The sequence below is a fragment of the Sneathia sp. DSM 16631 genome, assembly GCF_014892235.1.
In the GTDB taxonomy this organism is placed as follows: domain Bacteria; phylum Fusobacteriota; class Fusobacteriia; order Fusobacteriales; family Leptotrichiaceae; genus Sneathia; species Sneathia vaginalis.
The window spans coordinates 12,778-32,797 of sequence record NZ_JADBHL010000010.1; the positions used below are offsets into that span (position 1 = coordinate 12,778).

Sequence of the window (20,020 nt, forward strand, 5' to 3'; positions counted from 1 at the left end):
CTATTCACCTAACACTTTCTCTATATCATCATATATGACTAAGTCTGCAATATAGTCCATATTAGTTTTAGTCATATTTATTAACACTAGCTTTCTTCCATTAAAGTATCTAATATACCCTGCTGCAGGATATACTGATAATGATGTCCCAGCTACTATTAACACATCTGCATTTTGTATATATTTAATCGCTCTACTACTTGATGTATAGTCTAACATTTCACCATATAGGGTAATATCTGGTCTAATTACACCACCACAACTACATCTACTAATACCCTTATCTTTCATTACATCATATATGGTATATTTTTTCTTACATTTTATACAATATTGACGATACAAGCTACCATGTAACTCTATTACATTTTTAGCACCTGCAAGTTGGTGTAAGTTGTCAATATTCTGTGTAATAACTGCCTTTAACTTACCCATTTTTTCTAATTTTGTAAGAAACATATGAGCTTTATTAGGCTTTGCATCAAGATAAACTAAATTTTTCTTATAGAACTCTGAAAAACCTTCTTTATCTTCATTGAAATAATCTATACTCAAAAGATATTCAGGATTTTTGGAATACAATCCGTTACTTGATCTAAAATCTGGTATACCTGATGGAACAGACACTCCTGCTCCTCCAAAAAACACAATATTATCACTTTCATCTATGATTTTTTTTAGCCGTGTATCCAACTTTCATCCTTTCTGTAAAAAAAAATGGTGCCTAAGATCAGGGTCGAACTGATAACCTTACGGGTATGAACCGTATGCTCTAACCAGTTGAGCTACCTAGGCGCCTTTTTTTGAACAATACTATACTATCAAATTAAAAAAAGTTTGTCAAGCACTTTTTTTCGACCTTACGTATAGTATAATCTTTTTTTTGTAATTTGACAATATATAGTCTTTAATGTTACAATTTTAGTTAGTTCGTTAGAAGGTGATATTAAATGAAAAACATATTAATTGGTTCAATTTTAAAAAAAGATATGATAGTAACTGAAAATGATTTAGCAACTATTTGGGGTTCTGGAAAGGCAAAAGTTTATGCAACACCTTGCATGATTTCCTTTATGGAATTAACATCTACTGAATTAATTGATCAATTTTTAGAAAATGATGAAATTACTGTTGGTACTATGGTAAATATTCGTCACCTAAAAGCAAGTCCTGTTGGGGCAAAGATAACTTGCAGAGCAGAAATTACTTCTGTTAATGGAAGATTAATTAACCTTAATGTAGACTGCTATATGAATGATGATATATTAATAGGTACAGGTACTCATCAAAGATGTATCGTAGAAAAAGAAAAATTTGAAAATAAATGCTATAACAAAAAGGAGATATAATGCAAAAGATAAAAAATATAGCGATAATAGCTCACGTTGACCATGGTAAAACAACATTAGTCGATGCACTATTACGCCAATCAGGAACTTTTTCAAGTCATCAAAAAGTTGAAGAAAGAGTTATGGATAATAACGACCTTGAAAGAGAAAGAGGTATTACAATATTCTCAAAAAATGCCTCTATACATTATAAGGACTATAAGATAAACATAGTTGATACTCCAGGACATGCTGATTTTGGTGGTGAAGTACAAAGAATTTTAAAAATGGTAGATTCTGTACTTTTACTTGTAGACGCTTTTGAAGGTGTTATGCCTCAAACAAAATACGTACTAAAACAAGCATTAGATCATGGATTATGCCCTATTGTTGTAATAAATAAGATTGATAGACCTCACTGTACACCAGAAGAAATTGTTAACAACGTCTTTGACTTATTTGTCGAACTAGGTGCTAATGAAAAGCAATTGGACTTCCCTATAGTCTACACTAGTGCAAAAATGGGAATATCAAAGCTTGATTTAAACAGTGATCATAGTGATATGAAAGACTTATTTGAAACAATCTTAAAATATGCAAATGATCCATCTGGTGATGAAAACAAACCATTACAAATGCAAATTATGAATACTGAGTATGATGATTATGTTGGAAAACTTGGAACAGGTAGAATATATAACGGGAAAATAGCAAGAAACCAAGAAGTTGCCATTGTTAAAAGAAATGGTGATGTAGTAAAAGCTAAAATAGGAAGAATCTATACATATGAAGGACTAAAAAGAGTAGAAACTGAAACTGCAACTTGTGGTGAAATTATTACCATTGCAGGTATAGACCATATAGATATAGGGGAAACTATTTGCGATAAAGATAATGTTAAGGCATTACCACTAATAGAAATTGATGAACCTACATTATCAATGACATTTATGGTTAATTCTTCACCTTTTGCAGGTCGTGATGGTAAGTTTATTACTTCAAGAAATATACTTGAAAGACTACAAAAAGAAGTAAGCCATAATGTAAGTATGAGATTAGAATTAACAAATAGTGCTGATGCCTTTATTGTAAAAGGTAGAGGTGAACTACAATTATCTATACTACTTGAAAATATGAGAAGAGAAGGATATGAAGTTGCTGTTTCAAGACCACAAGTTATCTACAAACAAATTAATGGAGAAAAATGTGAACCTATAGAACTTGTTACAGTAGATGTTAACAGTGATTTTAGTGGTGTTGTTATAGAAAAGCTTGGTTTGAGAAAAGGTGAGTTAATAAGTATGACACCTAATAATGATGGATATACTAGACTAGAATTTAAAGTCCCATCACGTGGATTATTAGGATTTACTAATGAATTCTTAACTGAAACTAAGGGTACTGGTATACTAAATCATACTTTCCTTGAATATGAAAAGTATAAGGGAGATATAGCTACTGGTAAAAAAGGTGCATTAATTGCAATAGAAGCTGGTGTTTGTTATGCATATGCATTAAATAACCTTCAACCAAGAGGTATACTATTTGTTGAACCTGGTGATGAAGTTTATGAAGGTATGATAGTTGGTGAACATACAAAAGATAATGATCTTGTTGTAAATACATGTAAGAGTAAGAAATTAACTAACATGAGAGCAGCAGGTTCAGATGACAATGTTAATCTAGCTCCTGCTAAAAAGTTCACACTTGAATTAGCACTAGAATATATTTCAGATGATGAATTAGTTGAAATAACACCTAATCATTTGAGATTGAGAAAGAGAATACTATCTGAACTTGAAAGAAGAAAACATAGAAATCAATTAAGTAGAGAAGAAATTTAAAAAATACAGGCAAGTCTATTTTGCCTGTATTTTATTAATGTATAAATTCATATCGTTATATCTCAAAACGTTTTTATCCGTAAAGCCATCTATACCGTCTACTCTTCCACGATTAGAATACTGCCATATTATCCATCTTTTACTTTCTTTTATTTTAGGGTAATTCTTTATATCCCTTATCCATAAAGGATTATCTTCCAACTCACCCTTTAAAAAATTATTATATGACTTATAGTCCGTATAGATTATAACTCTCTTGTTATATTTTTCTTCTAATAAGTCTATCATTTCTTTTAATTCTGCTATTACTCTGTCCTTATCATATTTTCTTGAGATTTCTACATCTATTATTGGTGGAAAGCTATCACTTACAATAGGTACTTTAGACATATAGTATAATGCTTGTTCTCTTCCACTAGATAACATTGAGAAAAAATGATATGCACCTACCTTAAATCCATTTAATTGGGCTTTATTCCAATTATATAGAAAGTCTGTATCCATAAAATCTTTTCCCTCTGTTGCCTTCATTAAAACAAATTTGTAATTCTTGTCTACTTTTGTCCAATTAATTCTTATTTGATGGTGAGAAATATCTATCCCATGAATTGGGTAATTACTTGCCCTCAAATCATTATGGTATAAAACCCCAGAAAACTCTAAGTTCGCCATTATTAGCATAATATTAATTATTACAAGGAATACTATAAACTTTTTCATTTAGAAATTACTTTTTGTCCTCCCATATATGGTACTAATGCATCAGGTATAACTATACTTCCATCTTCTTGTTGATAATTTTCCATTATTGCTACTACAGTTCTTCCAACAGCAAGTCCTGATCCATTTAATGTGTGTACAAAATAGCTCTTTTTATCGTCTTTTGCTCTATATTTTATCATTGCTCTTCTTGCTTGGAAGTCTTCAGTATTTGAGCATGATGAAATTTCTCTATATTTATTTTGACTAGGAACCCATACTTCTATATCATATGTCTTAGCTGCAGAGAATCCTAAATCTCCACTACATAATGTAATTACTCTATAAGGTAAATTCAATTTTTGTAGTATATGTTCTGCACAGTTAACCATATGTTCCAATTCTTCATATGAATTCTTAGGATGTGCAATTTTAACCATTTCTACCTTATTAAATTGGTGTTGTCTAATTAAACCTTTTAAATCTTTTCCACCTGCACCTGCTTCTTTTCTAAAACAAGCTGTAAATCCACATATGTATTTTGGTAATTCATCTTCTTCTAAAATTTCTTGATTAAATAGATTAGTCAATGTAACTTCAGCTGTTGGGATTAAGAATAATTCTTCTCCTTCTATCTTATACATATCATCTTCAAATTTAGGTAATTGACCTGTACCTGTCATTATTTCTCTTTTTGCCATTTGTGGTGTCATTATTTCTGTGAATCCATGTTCATTAGTATGTGTATCTAGCATAAAGTTAATTAATGCTCTTTCTAATCTTGCAGCTTGTTTTTTGTATACTGTAAATCTTGATCCTGCAAGTTTTGATCCTCTTTCAAAATCTAATATATCTAGTGCAACACCTAATTCATCATGTGTTTTAATTGGAAAATCAAATTTACGAGGTGTCCCCCATCTTCTAACTTCTACATTTTCATCTTCATCCTTACCGAATGGAACTGAACTATGTAATTTATTAGGTATTCTGTATAGTAGATAGTTTAATTTTTCTTCAACCTTAGCTAAGTTTTCATCTAAACTCTTTATACTATCACCTATTGTTTGCATTTCTTTTAATAGTTCGCTTGCATCTTTCTTTTCTCTTTTTAATTTTCCTATTAAAGTACTTGATTCATTTCTCTTATTCTTTAATGCTTCAACTTCACCTAGTATTTCTCTTCTTTTCTTATCCAAGTCTAATACTACATCTAAATCAAAATCACTGTTTCTAGCTTTTAAAAATTTCTTTACTTCGTCACTATTTTCTCTTATATACTTTAAGTCTAACATAATATACCCCTATTTCATTAAATTTTTATATATACTCTTTTTTTCTATACTCATATTATCATCACCTAATATATCTAACTTTCCAAACTTTTTGGTATATATTAGGACATATAACGCTGAAGCATTTTTTAAAAATAGCTTTTTTTGCTCAGCACCTACATAACCAGGATATGAATATGTGAAATATCCTATTAAATTTCTTAATAGAAATTCTTCATATCCAAGTTCGTTAGATATACACTCAAACAAATATGTTTTAATCAATTTATTCTCGTCACAGGATATATATGACAAATCATATAGTAGTTTTAATAAAGTTTTAGGATCTCTTATCATCAGTTCATTTGCTAATTGTAAACTATGATACTTATCTGTATTAACTAAACTACGAAATAGTCTATCATATATTGTATCTGTATCTAACTTTGTTAATCTTTTTATCTTTTTATACTTTTTAACTACACAGTCTTTTTGATTCTTTTCTGCAATTTCTTGTTCACCAAAATATATTAATTCAAAAATATATGAAGGTTCTAAGACTTCTACAGTTAAGTCCTTTTTTACCCTATAATATGTCGGCTTTTCATTTTTTAAAATATATTTTTGCATTATTTGCTTCAAGTTCTTCATATATTTCTTTTAGCCTCCTAAATCTATTTCTTATACCAGATTTTGTAATATTTAATTTTTCTGCTAATTCTGATAATGATAAGTCCTCATTTTCTAATCTAATTATTGCAACTTCTCTTAGTGCATTATTTAAATTTTCAAGTCCTACACTATCTTTTATCTTATTTATCATCCTTATTTGTTCGGTAGCAGTTGCAATTTTTTTCGTTTCATTAGCAATTTCATAATTCATATTTCTTGTTATCTTTAATGATATCTCCTTGTTTATTGTAGTATCTTGATAACTAAAAAATGTATTTACTGCTCCAAATATGACTAACAAGTCAAGTATATCCTCATTATTTCTAATATATACAATATTTTTTTCTTTTTTCTTAGATAAAAATACTTTCTTATCCATTTTTTTAAGTTGGTCATACACCATATTTGCTACTCTATCATTATCTAGAAAAAAATCCATAGAATAACCTTTTTGTGGATCTTTAACATAACCATTACCTAGGAATATGCCTTTTAATAACCAGATATCATCTATATCAGTAGAGAATAAGTTATTAGTATCTTTTAACTGTATATTATACATATTATGACTTGTAATCTTATCACTTTTAATATAGCTAAAATTAAATTCTAAATCCTTTAATTTTTTTATATCCTCTAAAACTCTTTTAGCAATATAGCTTATTTCAGTTTTAAAATTAACTTCTTCCTTTATTATACCATCTTTTGATAGAAAAATTCCATATAATTCTGAAATTATTTCTTTTTCTGTTAAAGGTTGTATTAAAAGCATTTCTTTTTTTATCTTTGTTGAAAAAGATATTATATTATCTTGCATATTTTATTCCTGATTCCCAATTAATTCTATATATTATTATAATAAAGAAAATTGCTGCTACTACATTTGAAAATAGGTTGCCATAAAATACTGAATAATATGATAAGTATTTTTGCGTACATAGTATAAAGACATATCTAAATAGCCATATTCTAAGAAAACTCATTATTAATGGTACTGTTGTTCTACCTAGGGCATTAAATATTGCTTGGCATATCATAAATATACCATATGGTAGTATAGAATAAGTGTAAATCTTTAATGCTGAGTCTGCTACATTCAATACTTTTTCATGTGATGTAAATAGTAGTGTTAACTTAGTAACATTGGGTATTATTATACCTAAAGTTACAAGTGCAATTATTGTTGCAATTGTTAACCCTATCTTATATATCTTCTTAGCTTTTTCCTTATTACCCACTCCTATATTCAAACTTACCATAGTTGTAACTGTTGTACTTATACATGATGGTAGTTGGAAGCATAAACTGTTTATATTACTTGCTATACCAAGACCAGCTATAACTATTGCTCCATACTTACTTATTTCCATATTAATTAGTAAGAATCCTAAGTTTATCATCATATAGCTTATCATTGATGGTATCCCTATTTTTATCAATGTCTTTATTATTGAAAAACGGAATCTATAATCATTAATGTTTAATTGATATTCATATTTTTTTAAGAATAAGTCATAATACATCCAAAAGCTTACTACTATATATGCAGATAATGAAGCAAATACTGCCCCCTTTATATCCAATCTTAATAATTCTAGGAATATGAAGTTAAAGAATACTTTCAATATTAAAAGAACTACCATTCTACAAAATGATGCTTCTGGATTACCAGTTCCATCTTTAATAGAATTAAATATTGACGCCATAAATTGAAAAGGTATTACTAATGAATATAGCGATAGATATAGGTATACATCATTAGTCATATCTTTTGTTACTGTTGTTGATATATATGATGCAACAAATAGGCTAACTGGAATTAGAACTATACCACAAAATATCCCAAACACTAAAACCTGTAAGGATATTTTTTTTACTTCTTTTACATCTCCTTTACCTGCCATTTGACCTACCATTGCCATTGCCGCAACACCTAATCCTTGTGATAGACCTAACATAATGTTTATAGTTGGTTGTGAATAAGTTATTGCACCAGTTCTTTCTGGACCTATTATATGATTTAAGTATAGTCCATCAGTAAATGGTATCATGGCTTGTACTATTGCCATCATAATTGTTGGAATACTTAATAGAAAAAGTGTCTTTAGAACATTCCCTTCTAAAATTATTCTTCTTCTGTCTTCCATTGTTAATTCTCTGTATTTCAATATTTAAACTCCTTAATCTATAAAGGCATGCCTAAGCATGCCATAAAAATCTTATTTTTCTATTTCTATTATCTTTTCTTGTCCTGCATGCACAGATTGACCTTCGTATTTTTGAATATTTTTGTATTCATCTGATTCTAAAACTATTACTGGTGATGTTACAGATGGTGCATTTTCTTTTAAGAATGCTAAATCATATTTAATTATGCCATCTCCTGCTTTAACTTTGGTACCTGATTCAACTAATTGTTCAAATCCCTTACCATTTAATTTTACAGTATCTACACCTAAATGGACTAATATACTAACTCCATCACTTGATTCTAAAGTGAATGCATGTAATGTTGGAGTAATATCCACTACTCCATCCATAGGCGCTAACATAACGCCAGATTCTTTGGGTTCAATTGCAACACCGTCTCCTAGCATCTTTGATGCAAAAGTTTCATCCTTAACTGTGTCTAAAGGTACTACATCTCCTGTTATAGGTGCTATTAGAACTTTTTTTGTGTTTGTTTCTTTCTTTTTAAATAAATCAAAAAATCCCATATTTTTTTCTCCTTCGCAATGTATATTATTAATATTATCATATTTAGTATAATATATCAATTAGAATAATGTTAAAAATACTAGAGCTACTTGAGGCCAAAAAATTGTGTAATCCGCTAACCCATGTATCATAATTAAGGCTATAACCAATATTTTTTTCTTATTAAACTTAACTTCACTTATATTATACAATGCATAAACTAGTCCTATTAAGCCATAGCTTAATATATATTCTATTAATATATTATGCGAATGTGGATATACGTGTTTTGAATACTCATAAAAATACGTTGGTCCATGACCTAATAAAAATCCATGTGACATACCCTTTATTCCTAGCTGATATATCCATAGTCTTAAATCTAAATATTTACTTATAGTATCTGCCCTAACAAATGGCACTATACCTTTATAGACTAAATAAAAGTATATAAGCGAAATAATAAGTGCTATACTTCCTAATACTCTATTTTTATCAAGTAATACTAAGGCATATGTTAGTATAAGGGAGACAAGTGCAAATCTAGAACCTGTTAATAGGAGTGCTATTATAAACACCAACAAGTACTTCCTATCATATTTTTTTATATGATAATATACTATTAATAAGGCAAGAAATGCTCCATAATAATTTGGATTAAAAAAGCTATATACACCAGCTCTCTCACGTAACAATAGCGATAATACTATTTCAACTACTGCCATATATGCACTATATCTCACAACCAAGTTATAGTCTATCCTATTTCTAATATACGAAATATAGAAAAAGGCAATTAATGCTATATCTACTAATATCCCTAAATAATTCCTATAATACACACAAATGGGTATATTGAATAAAAATAATAAATACATCTTTTTAAATTTTAAGTTATACCCCTTATACAAGGAATAACATAATATCATAATTAATAAAATAGTTGTAGCTATGTATGAAATTCCTAACACAACAGACAATAATAATATAAGTGTAGAAAGTATTTTATCTTCCTGTACTTCCAAATCCACCTTCACCTCTTACAGTTTCACTAAGTTCATCGACTTCATCAAATTGTTCCATAATATATGGCATAAATATAATTTGTGCAATTCTTTCACCGTGCTTTATTACTTTTTCTTCTTTAGTATGATTGTGTAGAGGCACCATTATTTCTCCCCTATAATCACTATCAATTACTCCCACCTTATTTGCAGGTGCTAGACCTTTTTTTGTTGCTAGTCCACTTCTTGCAAAAACTAAACCTACCAAACCAGTTGGTATTTCCATACATATACCTGTATGTACTAATATAGTTTCAGATGGTGCTATTACTAAATCTTCATCTAATAAAGCATATAAGTCAGCTCCAGCTGAATATTTTGTCCCATATGTAGGCAATATAGCCCTTTTATCCATTCTCTTTATATTCATTAATTTTCCCTCATAAGTAAAGTTTTTAACAACGCCTTATTATCAAATGCAAGTCCTGCTCCTACAACTACTGATTCCAATGGTTTTTCAGCAATTTTTACAGGAACTTTTGTTTTTTCTTCTATATATTTATCAAGATGCTTAATTAAAGCTCCTCCACCTGTTAGAACTATACCATTATCTAGTATATCTGCTGCTAATTCAGGAGGGCATTTACTTAATACTTCTTTTACACTATCTACCATAGATTCTATTGTTCTTCCTATAGCTTCTTGTACTTGATTTGCACTTATTTCTAATTCCATAGGTGTATTTGTAGATAAAGATCTTCCTTTTACAGGCATTTTAATATTTTCATCTTCGCTTAATTTTACAGCTGTTGCAAGTTCTTTTTTTATCTTTTCAGCAGTTCTATCACCTATTACTAAATTTAAATTAGTTTTTACATATCTTGCAATATCTTGATCTAGTGTATTACCTGCCATCTTTATTGACTTACTTGCTACTATTTCATTAAGTGATAATATCGCTATATCTGTTGATCCTCCCCCTATATCTATTACCATGCTTCCCATAGGTAGTGATATATTTACTCCAGAACCAATAATAGCTGCCCTACCTTCTTCGATTAGATAAACTCTTTTAGCTCCTCTAACAGATTCGAATAAAGCTCTTTTGTCTACTGTATTTACTTCTATTGGTATACATATCATAATATCAGGTTTAAATGGTGATACACCATAAACTTTTTTCATAAATTCACTTAACATATCACGTGCTGAATTATCATCTGATATTACTCCATCTTTTAGTGGCTTTATTACTTCAATAGAATCTGGATTCTTACCTAACATCTCTCTTGCTTCACGACCAACAGCAATAACCTTGTTTGACTTCTTATCTCTAACTATTACTGATGGTTCATTTAATACTATCTTTTTTTTATGTCTATCATAAATTAATACATTAGATGTACCAAGGTCTATTGCCAGATTCTTATTAACTCTAAAAAAATTAATAATCTTACTTAAACTCATATTTTTTCCTCTATATACTCATTAATTCTTTTTCTTTTTTAGTCAATATTTCATCAATTCCAGAAACATATTTATCTGTTAATTTTTGAACCTTTGTTTCTCCATCTTTTAATTCATCTTCTGTTATTTCACTATCTTTTTCTAATTTCTTTAGTTGAGTATTTGCTTCTTTTCTAAGATTTCTAATTGCAATTTTACCATCTTCAGCATCTTTTTTTACTAATTTTACATATTCTTTTCTTCTGTCTTCTGTTAATTCTGGTAAAACTAATCTAATTACTCTACCATCATTTGATGGAGTAAATCCTAAATTAGCCTTCATTATTTCCTTTTCGATAGCTGGTATTAATGATTTATCCCATGGATCTATTACTATTAATCTGCTTTCTGGTGCTGTTAATGAACCAACTTGGTTTAAAGGTGTCATTTGACCAAAATAGTCTACTTTAACTCCATCTATCATAGATACATTAGCTCTTCCAGCTCTTACGTGTGAGAATTTAACCTTAGTTGCTTCTACAGTTTTAATCATTCTTTCTTCAGTTTCTAATAAGATATCATCTAACATATATTTTCCCTTTCTATTTTACAACAGTACCTATTTTTTCACCTTGAACTAACTTTAACATATTTCCTTCTGTTAAAGCATCAAATACGATAATAGGCATAGAATTTTCCTTACATAATGACAGTGCTGTTGCATCCATTACTTTTAAATTCTTTACTATTGCTTCATCATAACTAACTTCACTATATTTTACAGCATCACTGTACTTAACAGGATCTTTATCATAAATACCATCTACTTTTGTTCCTTTAGCTAGAACATCTGCATGTATTTCTATTGCACGTATTGCTCCACCTGAATCTGTTGTAAAGTATGGCATACCTGTTCCTGCTGAAAAAATTACTACTCTTCCCTTTTCAAGGTGTCTTATGGCTCTTCTTCTGATGTATGGTTCTGCTACTTCTGGCATACTTATTGAAGTTAATACCCTTGTTGGTATTCCAAGTACTTCAATAAAGTTTTGCATTGCAAGTCCATTCATAATAGTTGCAAGCATACCCATAGTATCTCCTGTAGCTCTATCTACACCATATTGTTGTCCAGATAGACCTCTAAATATATTTCCTCCACCTATTACTATTGCGACTTGTACTCCATTATCATGTAATTCCTTAATTTGTTTTGCAAAACTCAATAAGACATCTTCATCATATCCAAATTCTTTTTTACCTGCTAAGGCTTCACCACTAAGTTTTAGTAGTATTCTTTTATACTTCATTTTTGTACCTCATTTTTAAAAAAAGGAGTTTTTAAGAAAACTCCTTTTAATCAATTGTTATTTTCCTGCTATTTGAGCAGCTACTTCTGCTGCGAAATCTTCTTCTTTCTTTTCTATTCCATCTCCAACTTTGTATCTTACAAATGATACTAATGTGATTGGACTTAAGAATTGTTCTACAGTCTTCTTGTCATCTCTTACATATTTTTGTTGGTTTAAACAATTTTCTTCATAATATTTTCCAAGTTTACCTGAGATAATTCTTTCAACCATTTCTGGTTTTAAAGTCTTACCTTTTGCCTTTGATTCTTCTTCGAATTGTATTCTTAATACTTCTTCTTCTCTCTTTAAATCTTCAGTGCTTACTTGTTCTTTAGATAAGAATTTAGGATCCATAGCAGCGATGTGCATTGCAACTCCTCTTACTTTTTCGATATTTTCAGCAGATGAATCACCTTTAGCTTTTACTAATACTCCTATCTTTCCACCCATGTGAATGTAATCAACAACGAAAGTATCGCAACATCCCTTAACTACTTCTAATCTTCTAATATTTAAATTTTCACCTATTTTTGCTATTAATTCTGTTAATTGTTGTTCAACAGTCTTTCCACCGAATTCTAGTTTCTTTAATTCTTCAACAGAACTTACTTCTGAATCTAAAGCTCTTTCAGCTAAGATATTACCGAAACTCTTGAAGTCTTCATTCTTAGCAACAAAGTCTGTTTCAGAGTTAAATTCTAAAACTATACCTTTTTTATGGTTTTCAGATATCTTAGCAAATACTAAACCTTCTGCAGCTATTCTTCCAGATTTTTTAGCAGCCTTTGATATACCTTTTTCTCTTAACCAATCTATTGCTTTTTCAATATTTCCTTCATTTTCTACTAGAGCTTTTTTACAGTCAAGCATTCCTGCTCCTGTTCTTTCTCTTAATTCTTTAACTAAACTTGCCTTTATTTCCATAATTATTCCTCCACAACACTTTCATCTTCAGTTGTTGCTAGTTCTTCTTCCTTTACTACTTCTTCAGTTTCAACAAGTCCTTCTTCACCTTCAACTCCACCTTGACCTTCAATTACAGCGTTAGCAATAACTGATGCAAATAATGATACAGATCTTATGGCATCATCGTTAGCAGGTATCTTGTAAGTTACTAAATCTGGATCTACGTTTGTATCGATTAATGCGATTACTGGTATACCTAATTTAGCAGCTTCTTGTAAAGCTAAAAATTCTTTCTTAATGTCAACAACAAATAAGGCAGCAGGTAATTTTGACATACCCTTTATTCCACCAACATTTTTTTGTAATTTTGCTAATTCTTTTCTTAAAAGACTAGCTTCTTTTTTAGTATAAGCAGTGTCTAATTCTCCACTTTCGTCCATTTCTTCTAATTCTTTAAGTCTTTTAACTCTTGATTTTATTGTTTGAAGATTAGTTAAAAGTCCTCCTAACCATCTTTGGTTAACATAGAATCCACCACATCTTAATGCTTCATCTTTAACAGCATCTTGTGCTTGTTTCTTAGTTCCTACGAATAAAACTTTTCCACCGTTACTTGCAATTTCTCTTACAAAATCGTAAGCCTTTTCAGTCATTGTTAAAGTTTGTTTTAAGTCTAAAATGTGTATACCATTTCTTTCTGCATAGATATATGGTTTCATTTTAGGATTCCATCTCTTAGCTTGGTGTCCAAAGTGAGCACCTGCTTCTAATAATTGTGTCATGCTTATTACAGCCATGTTATTCCTCCTATTTTGGTTTTTTTAGTATCTAGACTCAGTGCAAAACATATAGTCACCAAACACTAATCTATCTAGACACCTTTTTTCATATCATGATAGCATAAAATGAGGTGTAATGTCAACTTTTTACCATGAATATCTTAAACTAATTCCACCTTTTATGCTTGTATCAATATACTTAAATTCTTTACCTCCAAATTTAATTGGTGCTTCAATAAATCCTTTAGCCTTAATATGTTCTACTATATCACGTTCTACTGATAATTTAGGTGCTAGAACTAATTCAGGAACTAGGTTAACAAATTTAGTTGTAATATTTATTTCTGGACTTATCCCTTTATATTCATATTTTGCACCTGCATGTAATTTAATATAGCTTGTTGTATATGAAGGGAATTTTTTTAATGATACAAATTCAGAATGATATGTACCACCAAATACACCATCTAATGTTAATGTAAGGTTCTTAATATCTTCATACTTAAATCCTAATTTAACTCCAAAGTTAACTAAATCAGCACTAGATTTAGAAGAATTAATTAAAGCATACACCTTCTTATCATAGCTTAATTCTTTAATAGCTGAATCTAAAACTTCTTTCTTTTGGTAATATTCATTATCTTTAAGTTCTGTTTCCATTTGTTTTATAGTTTTTCCACTAGCATTTCTATTACCTTGTTCATCAACTTTATATTTTACTACGTGCTCTCTATTGAAATCGTTATTATTTTTTTCATATTTTTCTAATGCTTTTTTTGCATTTAAATAATTTGCTATTTTATTTGATTTCTCATAAGTTAAAGATTGCCCTAAATCATCTACTTCTTTAATTGCCTTTCTTAATTTTTCCCTATCCTTATCTATTAACTCTTCAATTTCTTTTTGTCTCTTTGATATGATATCTTCATTAATACCTTTTTTACCTTTTAAATTATGAAGACCTTGTAGTATGTCTTCAAGTTTACTTCTTTTTTCATCTAACACTGCTTTCCTGTTATATGCATCTTCATATTTTTTAGCATTTTCATCATTTTTTAAGCTCTCATAATCACGCTTTAAATTATCTACTTCTTCTTTAAAGTATTCTCCCATACCCTTAATCGCTCTATCTACTGCCTCTTTGTATTTAAAATATTCTTCTTTTTTGTCTTCTACTGCTTTTAAATTTGCCTCAGCAGTTTCTTTTGTTCTTAATTTTTCTTCTCTTTCTTCCTTAGTTTCATATACATCCATCATGTTATATGGTGTAATTTTATCAAGTGATGTTTCGGTATAATGTATATGTTGTGCAAAAGCACCAATTGTGAAATATGATTTTTTAGCTTCTACTTCATATGAGTGTGCATAAGAATTTTTATTTAACTCTATACTATCATCTTCTTCAGTAAGTAGATTTTTTATCTTAGATGTTCCATTAAATTGATATCTAAACTGAGCTTTTCCCATTAAATTATCATTTTTAGCTTCTAATTTTGTTTCTACATATTTTAATGTTTCATCACCATATGAATGTTTAAAACCTAAGCTTGCATTTACTTTATCATTACCTAATGTTACAGTGCTTGTTGATAGAACATTATCTTTTGTAGCTTTAAATGGTATAACTGTATTTGTTGTAAATTTAAATATCCCTTTTTTTAATTCTCCATCTAATTCTACGTTACCATTATCTTTTTTTGGATTTACTGTAATTTTACCTGTAATATTATCATTAGTATATTTTAAATATACATTCGATGCTTCTAACCTAGGTTCTTTTTGTTTAGCCAATATATTAGCTCCTAGTGTAACTCTTTTATTAAATGATATTTCTCCACTAACACCACTATTTTCTAATTTGTGACTTAACTTACTACCTTTTTCAAATTTAATATTCCCATTAACTTTACCTTCAATATATCCATTAGTCGTTAATGACATTGTATACACTGATGTTAAAATAGAAAATATCAAAAACTTTCTCTTCATATTTTTACTCCTTTTTACTTTTGTTACAGTCACGATTATATTACATATTTTCTAAATTTGCAATATTTTTTCCAAATTTTATTCATACCTGTCTTGAAAAGTAAGGAGAGTGACAACTATACATACCATTGTTATTTTAAAATTAAAATATATAAATGGGGCTATTGTATTTGCAACGCCCCATTTATATTTTATACTATTTCATAACGCCTAATTTCTTAAACATTTCTCTAAATTCACTATTTTCTTTTTCTAATTTAGATATTTTTTCATATAGTTCTTTCACATTAATATCCTTATGTTCCATGCTTTCTTCTTTATTGCCAAGCATTACTCCAGCTCCAACTCCAAAGGCAAGATTTCCTTTATTATTTACTGATCCACTTAATTTGTATACTAATCTTCTATCCTTTGTTACTCCACTAAAGCCTATTGCCAACGCATGAGAACCACCATAATATCCATATGCTGCACTTAAGTTATGTCTATAGTCTGAATATGAATTTACTTGTACTAAATTAGCTATTGCTACAGCATTTGCTACTCCACCTAAAGCAAGATCTGATTTCTTATCTACTTCTTTAACATCTTTTTGTAATTGTTGTATATCACTAGTATTCTTTTCTACATTTGTGCTAACAGTCTTTAATTGACTTACATTTACTGCATCATTATCTTTTACGCCATTAGCTACATCAGTAATTATCTTACCATATTTTGTGCTTAAAATTACTTTTTCATCTTTTTTGTCGTATTGGTTATCTTTAAGTATACTATCTTCTGTTGAACCTTTTTTAACCCATTTATTATTCTTGTATTCATTTTTATCTAAAAAGTCTTGAGTGTATAGCTTACCATCAGGACCTTCTTTTAATTCTGTTTCTTTACCTTTATCATCTCTATACTTATACCCAAATGTATCTGAACCTCCAACATTTCCTTTTACTTCAAAGGTTGCTGTATGTTCTGGTGCTTTAGTTTCTGTTGGTTTAGCAGGTGCAGGTGTAGGTTGTGGTGCAGCAGGTGTTGGTACAGCTGGTGTAGGTGTAACAGGTGTAGATTGTGCTGGTTCTGGTGCTTTAACTGTAACATCTACTGTTGTTCCTTTTAATGTTAGTGTATCACCTAATTTAACTTTTGTTGAATTTCCTTTTCCATCTTTTACAGTTATATATTGCTTAGCTACATAGTTATATAGTTGTGAACCATTAATTGCATCTGTTGATGTAGCTGATATTAATCCAGGTGCTACGTTTTGTATAACACGTGTTAATGTATCATTACCTACTGTGACTATTCCACCAATATGGTCAAAGCCTGCATATTCTTTATATGTTTGATCCCTCTTATTTTTTTCACTTCTCCATAATGTATTATCATCTTTTGCTTCCGTACTCTTTGTACCTAAATATACTGAATTATCTGTATTAATTTCAATATCATTACCAAGGGCTACAACGTTATTATTCTTTATTTTAGTCATAATAGTTTTATATTTTTCTCTATCAGTTTCTTTTTTTAATTTTTCAATTTCTTCTTTTGTATTTTTTACAACTCTTTCATATATCATTTTTTGTGCAGGAACATTTTTATTTTTTTCTAATAAATCTTCATTTTTTTTCAATTTTTTGTTAGCTTTTTCTAATTTTTCTTTTCTTATATTTTCTGCTTCTTCATATTCTTTTTCTAAAAATTTTGGTTTATCATCTTTATTGTTAAATCCTTGAAGTATATTCCCTTCACCTATAACATGAAAGTTCTTACCTGCAACAATATTTCTTGAATTTTCAACTAAATTGTTATCTCCACTAACTGAAACTAATTCTGTTTTTTTACTAGAAGTCCCTTTAACTTCATTTCTAGTTCCAATCATTGAAACTTGTTTTGTATAATCTGCCTTATTAGCTCCACCTATAGCAAGTGTTGCTCCTCCAGCCTTATTTTGACTAATAACATTTTGAAATTTTGTTACTGCATCATCTACATTTTTAAATGATTCTGTTAATGTATTTGTTAAACTTAAATACTCATTTGAATTTTTAATAACATTCCCAGCTCCAAAGACTAATGAACCATTAGCATTTTCAGTAGTATTTGCTATACCAACAATACTGTTAGCTACACCAGAATTACCACCTTTACCTTTTGATCTAATACTATTTAATGTACCAAATACACTAGACCCAAAATTTTGTGCTCCATAAGACAAACTATTAAATCCACCTTCACCAGTAAAATTTCCAGTAGATATATTATATGCTCCAACCATAGTTCCATTTGCTGCTTTTTGGTAGGAATTTGTTCCTATTGTAGTCATATTAACTATATTTGCTTGTCGATTAGTATCTACTGTAGTTTTTTCATCTTTAACTATGCTAATATCTCCCATTTTGCCTTCATATGTATGTGCTCCTATTTGTATACTACCAGTTCTTGCAAATGCATTAGTCCCCATCGCAATACCTCCAGGTACTTTATGTGTTTGTTTTACCCCATTAACTGTAACATTAAAAAAGCCTTTACTTACATTCCAATTATCATCATCAAAACTTAAAGCCCATTCTTGCTTTCCTGAACCATTAAGTACATTAGCATTATCGCCTAATGCTATACTACTAAAATCATAACCATTAGACGCAACTCTTGCCTTTCTACCTATTGCTAGACTATAGTGTTCTCCATTACCACCTTGTGCATCTATTGTAGCTTCTTGACCAATTGCTATACCTTCACTTTTTTCATCTGGCATTGTTAAATTCCCGATTTTTGCACCTTTGCCTTCTATAATTGCTTTAGAATTGAATCTTTTTTCTATTTCTTGATTTTTACTTTCTATTTGTCTATTTTTTTCTTCTATTTGTGTATTTTTTTCTTGTATTTGATTTTGCAACTCTATTATCTTTTGTTGTAACTCTTGTACTGTTGGGTCATCAGCATACCCAATAACACCTGTCATTAAAAAGCCTAACATTAGTGTTAATGTTATTTTCTTTCTTCTCTTTATGCTTGTTTTTAATTTTTTTAAGTTTGTTTCTATATTCATTTTACACTCTCCTTTATCTACTTAAATATACACCCCCCCATAAATTTTTGAAGTCTTTTTTATATGCTTTCATTTGCATTTATTAACTAAAAAAAATGAAGCCTCTTTTCTTGATTGTGGCTTCATTTTCTAGCCCCTATAGTTTATTAACCATTTTTATAGGGGAATAAACAAACATTTTATTTATCTGTTTTTTTAATTTTTATAAATTCAATATTAATATTTTTAATTGTATTAATAATAAATTTTTGCTTATTCATGGTTTTTTAATAACTTTTCTAAGTAGTGCTTTTATCTCCATATTTTCTTTTCTTAATTCTTTAACTTCCTCCTATACTTTTATCTACTTCTGTTTTATTGTAGTAATTATCTTTTATATATTTTTCATTTACACCTTGGTTTTATATACTCTTTTAAATGTCAGAAATAAAATACAAGAAGTATTAAAAAGCTATACTTATTGAGAATATAATAAAGGAATATGCATCCATCAAAGAACACAAAAATCGTCTGTAACCCAATATATAGGCTTAAAGCAATTTTATAAATTGTAAAGTGATAAAGTTAGGAGTCGGCTACAGACCTTTCTTAATCCTTGATATTACAAGACCTATCTGTTCTAAAGAAATTGTATTAATCCTAGAAAAATATTTTTTTAAATTCCTCATATCCATAGAATAAACTGTATTAAAACTATTAGCTACAACATAGGATATTGAGTCTCTCATAAAATTTTCAAAACTAAGTCTATCGCTAAGTTAATGTATTCATCTACATAAATTTGGCTCAAAGAAAATATATTTTCATTAAGTGAATCACTAGCTTCAAATGAGGAATAATTTATTATTCTTTTTAAAGCCTCGTTATATATTCCTATCCATTGATGCGGTCTGACTAATATCAAAAATATATAAAACCCTTTGATTTACATCATTTCCAATTAAAATTGGAATACTCTTTTAACAACTCGACCAAAATATTTCTTCCACATAT

19 protein-coding genes and 1 tRNA gene are annotated in these 20,020 nt (G+C 29.1%); 2 read left to right on the plus strand and 18 right to left on the minus strand.

Features of this window, described 5'->3' with window-relative positions; translation table 11 throughout:
- Together IMK15_RS04760 and IMK15_RS04765 are read right to left on the minus strand one after the other, a co-directional pair.
- Window positions 1–693: an NAD-dependent protein deacylase gene (locus tag IMK15_RS04760; RefSeq protein ID WP_192942079.1), complete on the minus strand. Its 693-nt coding sequence runs from the start codon at window positions 691–693 to the stop codon at window positions 1–3.
- A 25-nt stretch (window positions 694–718) separates the two neighbouring features.
- Window positions 719–795: transfer RNA gene (locus IMK15_RS04765), tRNA-Met, on the minus strand.
- A 155-nt stretch (window positions 796–950) separates the two neighbouring features.
- On the opposite strand from IMK15_RS04765, the gene IMK15_RS04770 reads away from it, so the two are divergent.
- Both IMK15_RS04770 and typA read left to right on the plus strand, forming a co-directional pair.
- Window positions 951–1,349: a thioesterase family protein gene (locus IMK15_RS04770; protein ID WP_046328822.1), complete on the plus strand. Its 399-nt coding sequence runs from the start codon at window positions 951–953 to the stop codon at window positions 1,347–1,349.
- Entirely contained in the window at window positions 1,349–3,172 is a 1,824-nt protein-coding gene (typA, locus tag IMK15_RS04775; protein WP_192942080.1) for a translational GTPase TypA, read from the plus strand. The genes IMK15_RS04770 and typA overlap by 1 nt, the downstream gene beginning before the upstream one ends.
- Before the next feature lie 15 nt (window positions 3,173–3,187).
- Here typA and IMK15_RS04780 read toward each other — a convergent pair whose 3' ends face one another.
- The 16 genes from IMK15_RS04780 to IMK15_RS06545 form a co-directional block, all read right to left on the minus strand.
- Window positions 3,188–3,892 (minus strand): GH25 family lysozyme, encoded by a 705-nt coding sequence (locus IMK15_RS04780; RefSeq protein ID WP_192942081.1) that lies wholly within the window; start codon window positions 3,890–3,892, stop codon window positions 3,188–3,190.
- Window positions 3,889–5,163 (minus strand): serine--tRNA ligase, encoded by a 1,275-nt coding sequence (gene serS, locus IMK15_RS04785; protein ID WP_046328825.1) that lies wholly within the window; start codon window positions 5,161–5,163, stop codon window positions 3,889–3,891. The genes IMK15_RS04780 and serS overlap by 4 nt, the downstream gene beginning before the upstream one ends.
- Window positions 5,164–5,172: 9 nt before the next feature.
- Window positions 5,173–5,793, minus strand: a complete 621-nt coding sequence (locus IMK15_RS04790) for a hypothetical protein (RefSeq protein WP_192942082.1) — start codon at window positions 5,791–5,793, stop codon at window positions 5,173–5,175.
- Window positions 5,747–6,631 carry a DNA-binding protein WhiA gene (gene whiA, locus IMK15_RS04795; protein WP_052727700.1) on the minus strand — a complete coding sequence of 295 codons (885 nt, stop codon included), beginning with the start codon at window positions 6,629–6,631 and terminating at the stop codon, window positions 5,747–5,749. Before whiA ends, IMK15_RS04790 begins: the two co-directional genes overlap by 47 nt.
- On the minus strand, window positions 6,621–7,982 hold the full coding sequence (locus tag IMK15_RS04800) for an MATE family efflux transporter (RefSeq protein WP_192942083.1): 1,362 nt from the start codon (window positions 7,980–7,982) through the stop codon (window positions 6,621–6,623). The genes whiA and IMK15_RS04800 overlap by 11 nt, the downstream gene beginning before the upstream one ends.
- Before the next feature lie 51 nt (window positions 7,983–8,033).
- Entirely contained in the window at window positions 8,034–8,531 is a 498-nt protein-coding gene (locus IMK15_RS04805; RefSeq protein WP_046328828.1) for a PTS glucose transporter subunit IIA, read from the minus strand.
- A 60-nt stretch (window positions 8,532–8,591) separates the two neighbouring features.
- Complete coding sequence (locus IMK15_RS04810) at window positions 8,592–9,536, minus strand: O-antigen ligase family protein (RefSeq protein ID WP_192942084.1); 945 nt, start codon at window positions 9,534–9,536, stop codon at window positions 8,592–8,594.
- A complete protein-coding gene (dut, locus tag IMK15_RS04815) occupies window positions 9,517–9,945 on the minus strand; it encodes a dUTP diphosphatase (protein ID WP_192942085.1) in 429 nt (142 codons plus the stop codon). Before dut ends, IMK15_RS04810 begins: the two co-directional genes overlap by 20 nt.
- The gene (locus IMK15_RS04820; RefSeq protein WP_192942086.1) at window positions 9,945–10,982 is read right to left on the minus strand and encodes a rod shape-determining protein; all 1,038 of its coding nucleotides are present in this window, start codon (window positions 10,980–10,982) and stop codon (window positions 9,945–9,947) included. Before IMK15_RS04820 ends, dut begins: the two co-directional genes overlap by 1 nt.
- A 10-nt stretch (window positions 10,983–10,992) precedes the next feature.
- Window positions 10,993–11,550 (minus strand): ribosome recycling factor, encoded by a 558-nt coding sequence (gene frr / locus IMK15_RS04825; RefSeq protein ID WP_046328832.1) that lies wholly within the window; start codon window positions 11,548–11,550, stop codon window positions 10,993–10,995.
- A 13-nt stretch (window positions 11,551–11,563) separates the two neighbouring features.
- Window positions 11,564–12,268, minus strand: coding sequence for a UMP kinase (gene pyrH / locus IMK15_RS04830; protein WP_046328833.1), 705 nt, complete (start codon window positions 12,266–12,268; stop codon window positions 11,564–11,566).
- Window positions 12,269–12,325: 57 nt separating this feature from the next.
- Window positions 12,326–13,237, minus strand: coding sequence for a translation elongation factor Ts (gene tsf / locus IMK15_RS04835; RefSeq protein WP_408022192.1), 912 nt, complete (start codon window positions 13,235–13,237; stop codon window positions 12,326–12,328).
- A complete protein-coding gene (rpsB, locus tag IMK15_RS04840) occupies window positions 13,237–14,013 on the minus strand; it encodes a 30S ribosomal protein S2 (RefSeq protein ID WP_046328835.1) in 777 nt (258 codons plus the stop codon). Before rpsB ends, tsf begins: the two co-directional genes overlap by 1 nt.
- 129 nt (window positions 14,014–14,142) lie before the next feature.
- Window positions 14,143–15,984 carry a hypothetical protein gene (locus IMK15_RS04845; RefSeq protein WP_192942088.1) on the minus strand — a complete coding sequence of 614 codons (1,842 nt, stop codon included), beginning with the start codon at window positions 15,982–15,984 and terminating at the stop codon, window positions 14,143–14,145.
- A gap of 196 nt (window positions 15,985–16,180) precedes the next feature.
- Window positions 16,181–19,027: a YadA-like family protein gene (locus IMK15_RS06670; RefSeq protein WP_192942089.1), complete on the minus strand. Its 2,847-nt coding sequence runs from the start codon at window positions 19,025–19,027 to the stop codon at window positions 16,181–16,183.
- 724 nt (window positions 19,028–19,751) lie between these two features.
- Complete coding sequence (locus IMK15_RS06545; RefSeq protein ID WP_226869210.1) at window positions 19,752–19,931, minus strand: hypothetical protein; 180 nt, start codon at window positions 19,929–19,931, stop codon at window positions 19,752–19,754.
- Window positions 19,932–20,020: the final 89 nt, after the last annotated feature.

Bases quoted from the DNA above. Each gene is read 5' to 3' on its own strand.
- rpsB (WP_046328835.1), bottom strand. From the start codon at position 14,013: ATGGCTGTAATAAGCATGACACAATTATTAGAAGCAGGTGCTCACTTT.
- IMK15_RS04845 (WP_192942088.1), bottom strand. From the start codon at position 15,984: ATGAAGAGAAAGTTTTTGATATTTTCTATTTTAACATCAGTGTATACA.
- IMK15_RS04790 (WP_192942082.1), bottom strand. From the start codon at position 5,793: ATGAAGAACTTGAAGCAAATAATGCAAAAATATATTTTAAAAAATGAA.
- whiA (WP_052727700.1), bottom strand. From the start codon at position 6,631: ATGCAAGATAATATAATATCTTTTTCAACAAAGATAAAAAAAGAAATG.
- frr (WP_046328832.1), bottom strand. From the start codon at position 11,550: ATGTTAGATGATATCTTATTAGAAACTGAAGAAAGAATGATTAAAACT.
- dut (WP_192942085.1), bottom strand. From the start codon at position 9,945: ATGAATATAAAGAGAATGGATAAAAGGGCTATATTGCCTACATATGGG.
- IMK15_RS04780 (WP_192942081.1), bottom strand. From the start codon at position 3,892: ATGAAAAAGTTTATAGTATTCCTTGTAATAATTAATATTATGCTAATA.
- IMK15_RS04805 (WP_046328828.1), bottom strand. From the start codon at position 8,531: ATGGGATTTTTTGATTTATTTAAAAAGAAAGAAACAAACACAAAAAAA.
- IMK15_RS04820 (WP_192942086.1), bottom strand. From the start codon at position 10,982: ATGAGTTTAAGTAAGATTATTAATTTTTTTAGAGTTAATAAGAATCTG.
- IMK15_RS04770 (WP_046328822.1), top strand. From the start codon at position 951: ATGAAAAACATATTAATTGGTTCAATTTTAAAAAAAGATATGATAGTA.
- typA (WP_192942080.1), top strand. From the start codon at position 1,349: ATGCAAAAGATAAAAAATATAGCGATAATAGCTCACGTTGACCATGGT.
- serS (WP_046328825.1), bottom strand. From the start codon at position 5,163: ATGTTAGACTTAAAGTATATAAGAGAAAATAGTGACGAAGTAAAGAAA.
- pyrH (WP_046328833.1), bottom strand. From the start codon at position 12,268: ATGAAGTATAAAAGAATACTACTAAAACTTAGTGGTGAAGCCTTAGCA.
- IMK15_RS06670 (WP_192942089.1), bottom strand. From the start codon at position 19,027: ATGAATATAGAAACAAACTTAAAAAAATTAAAAACAAGCATAAAGAGA.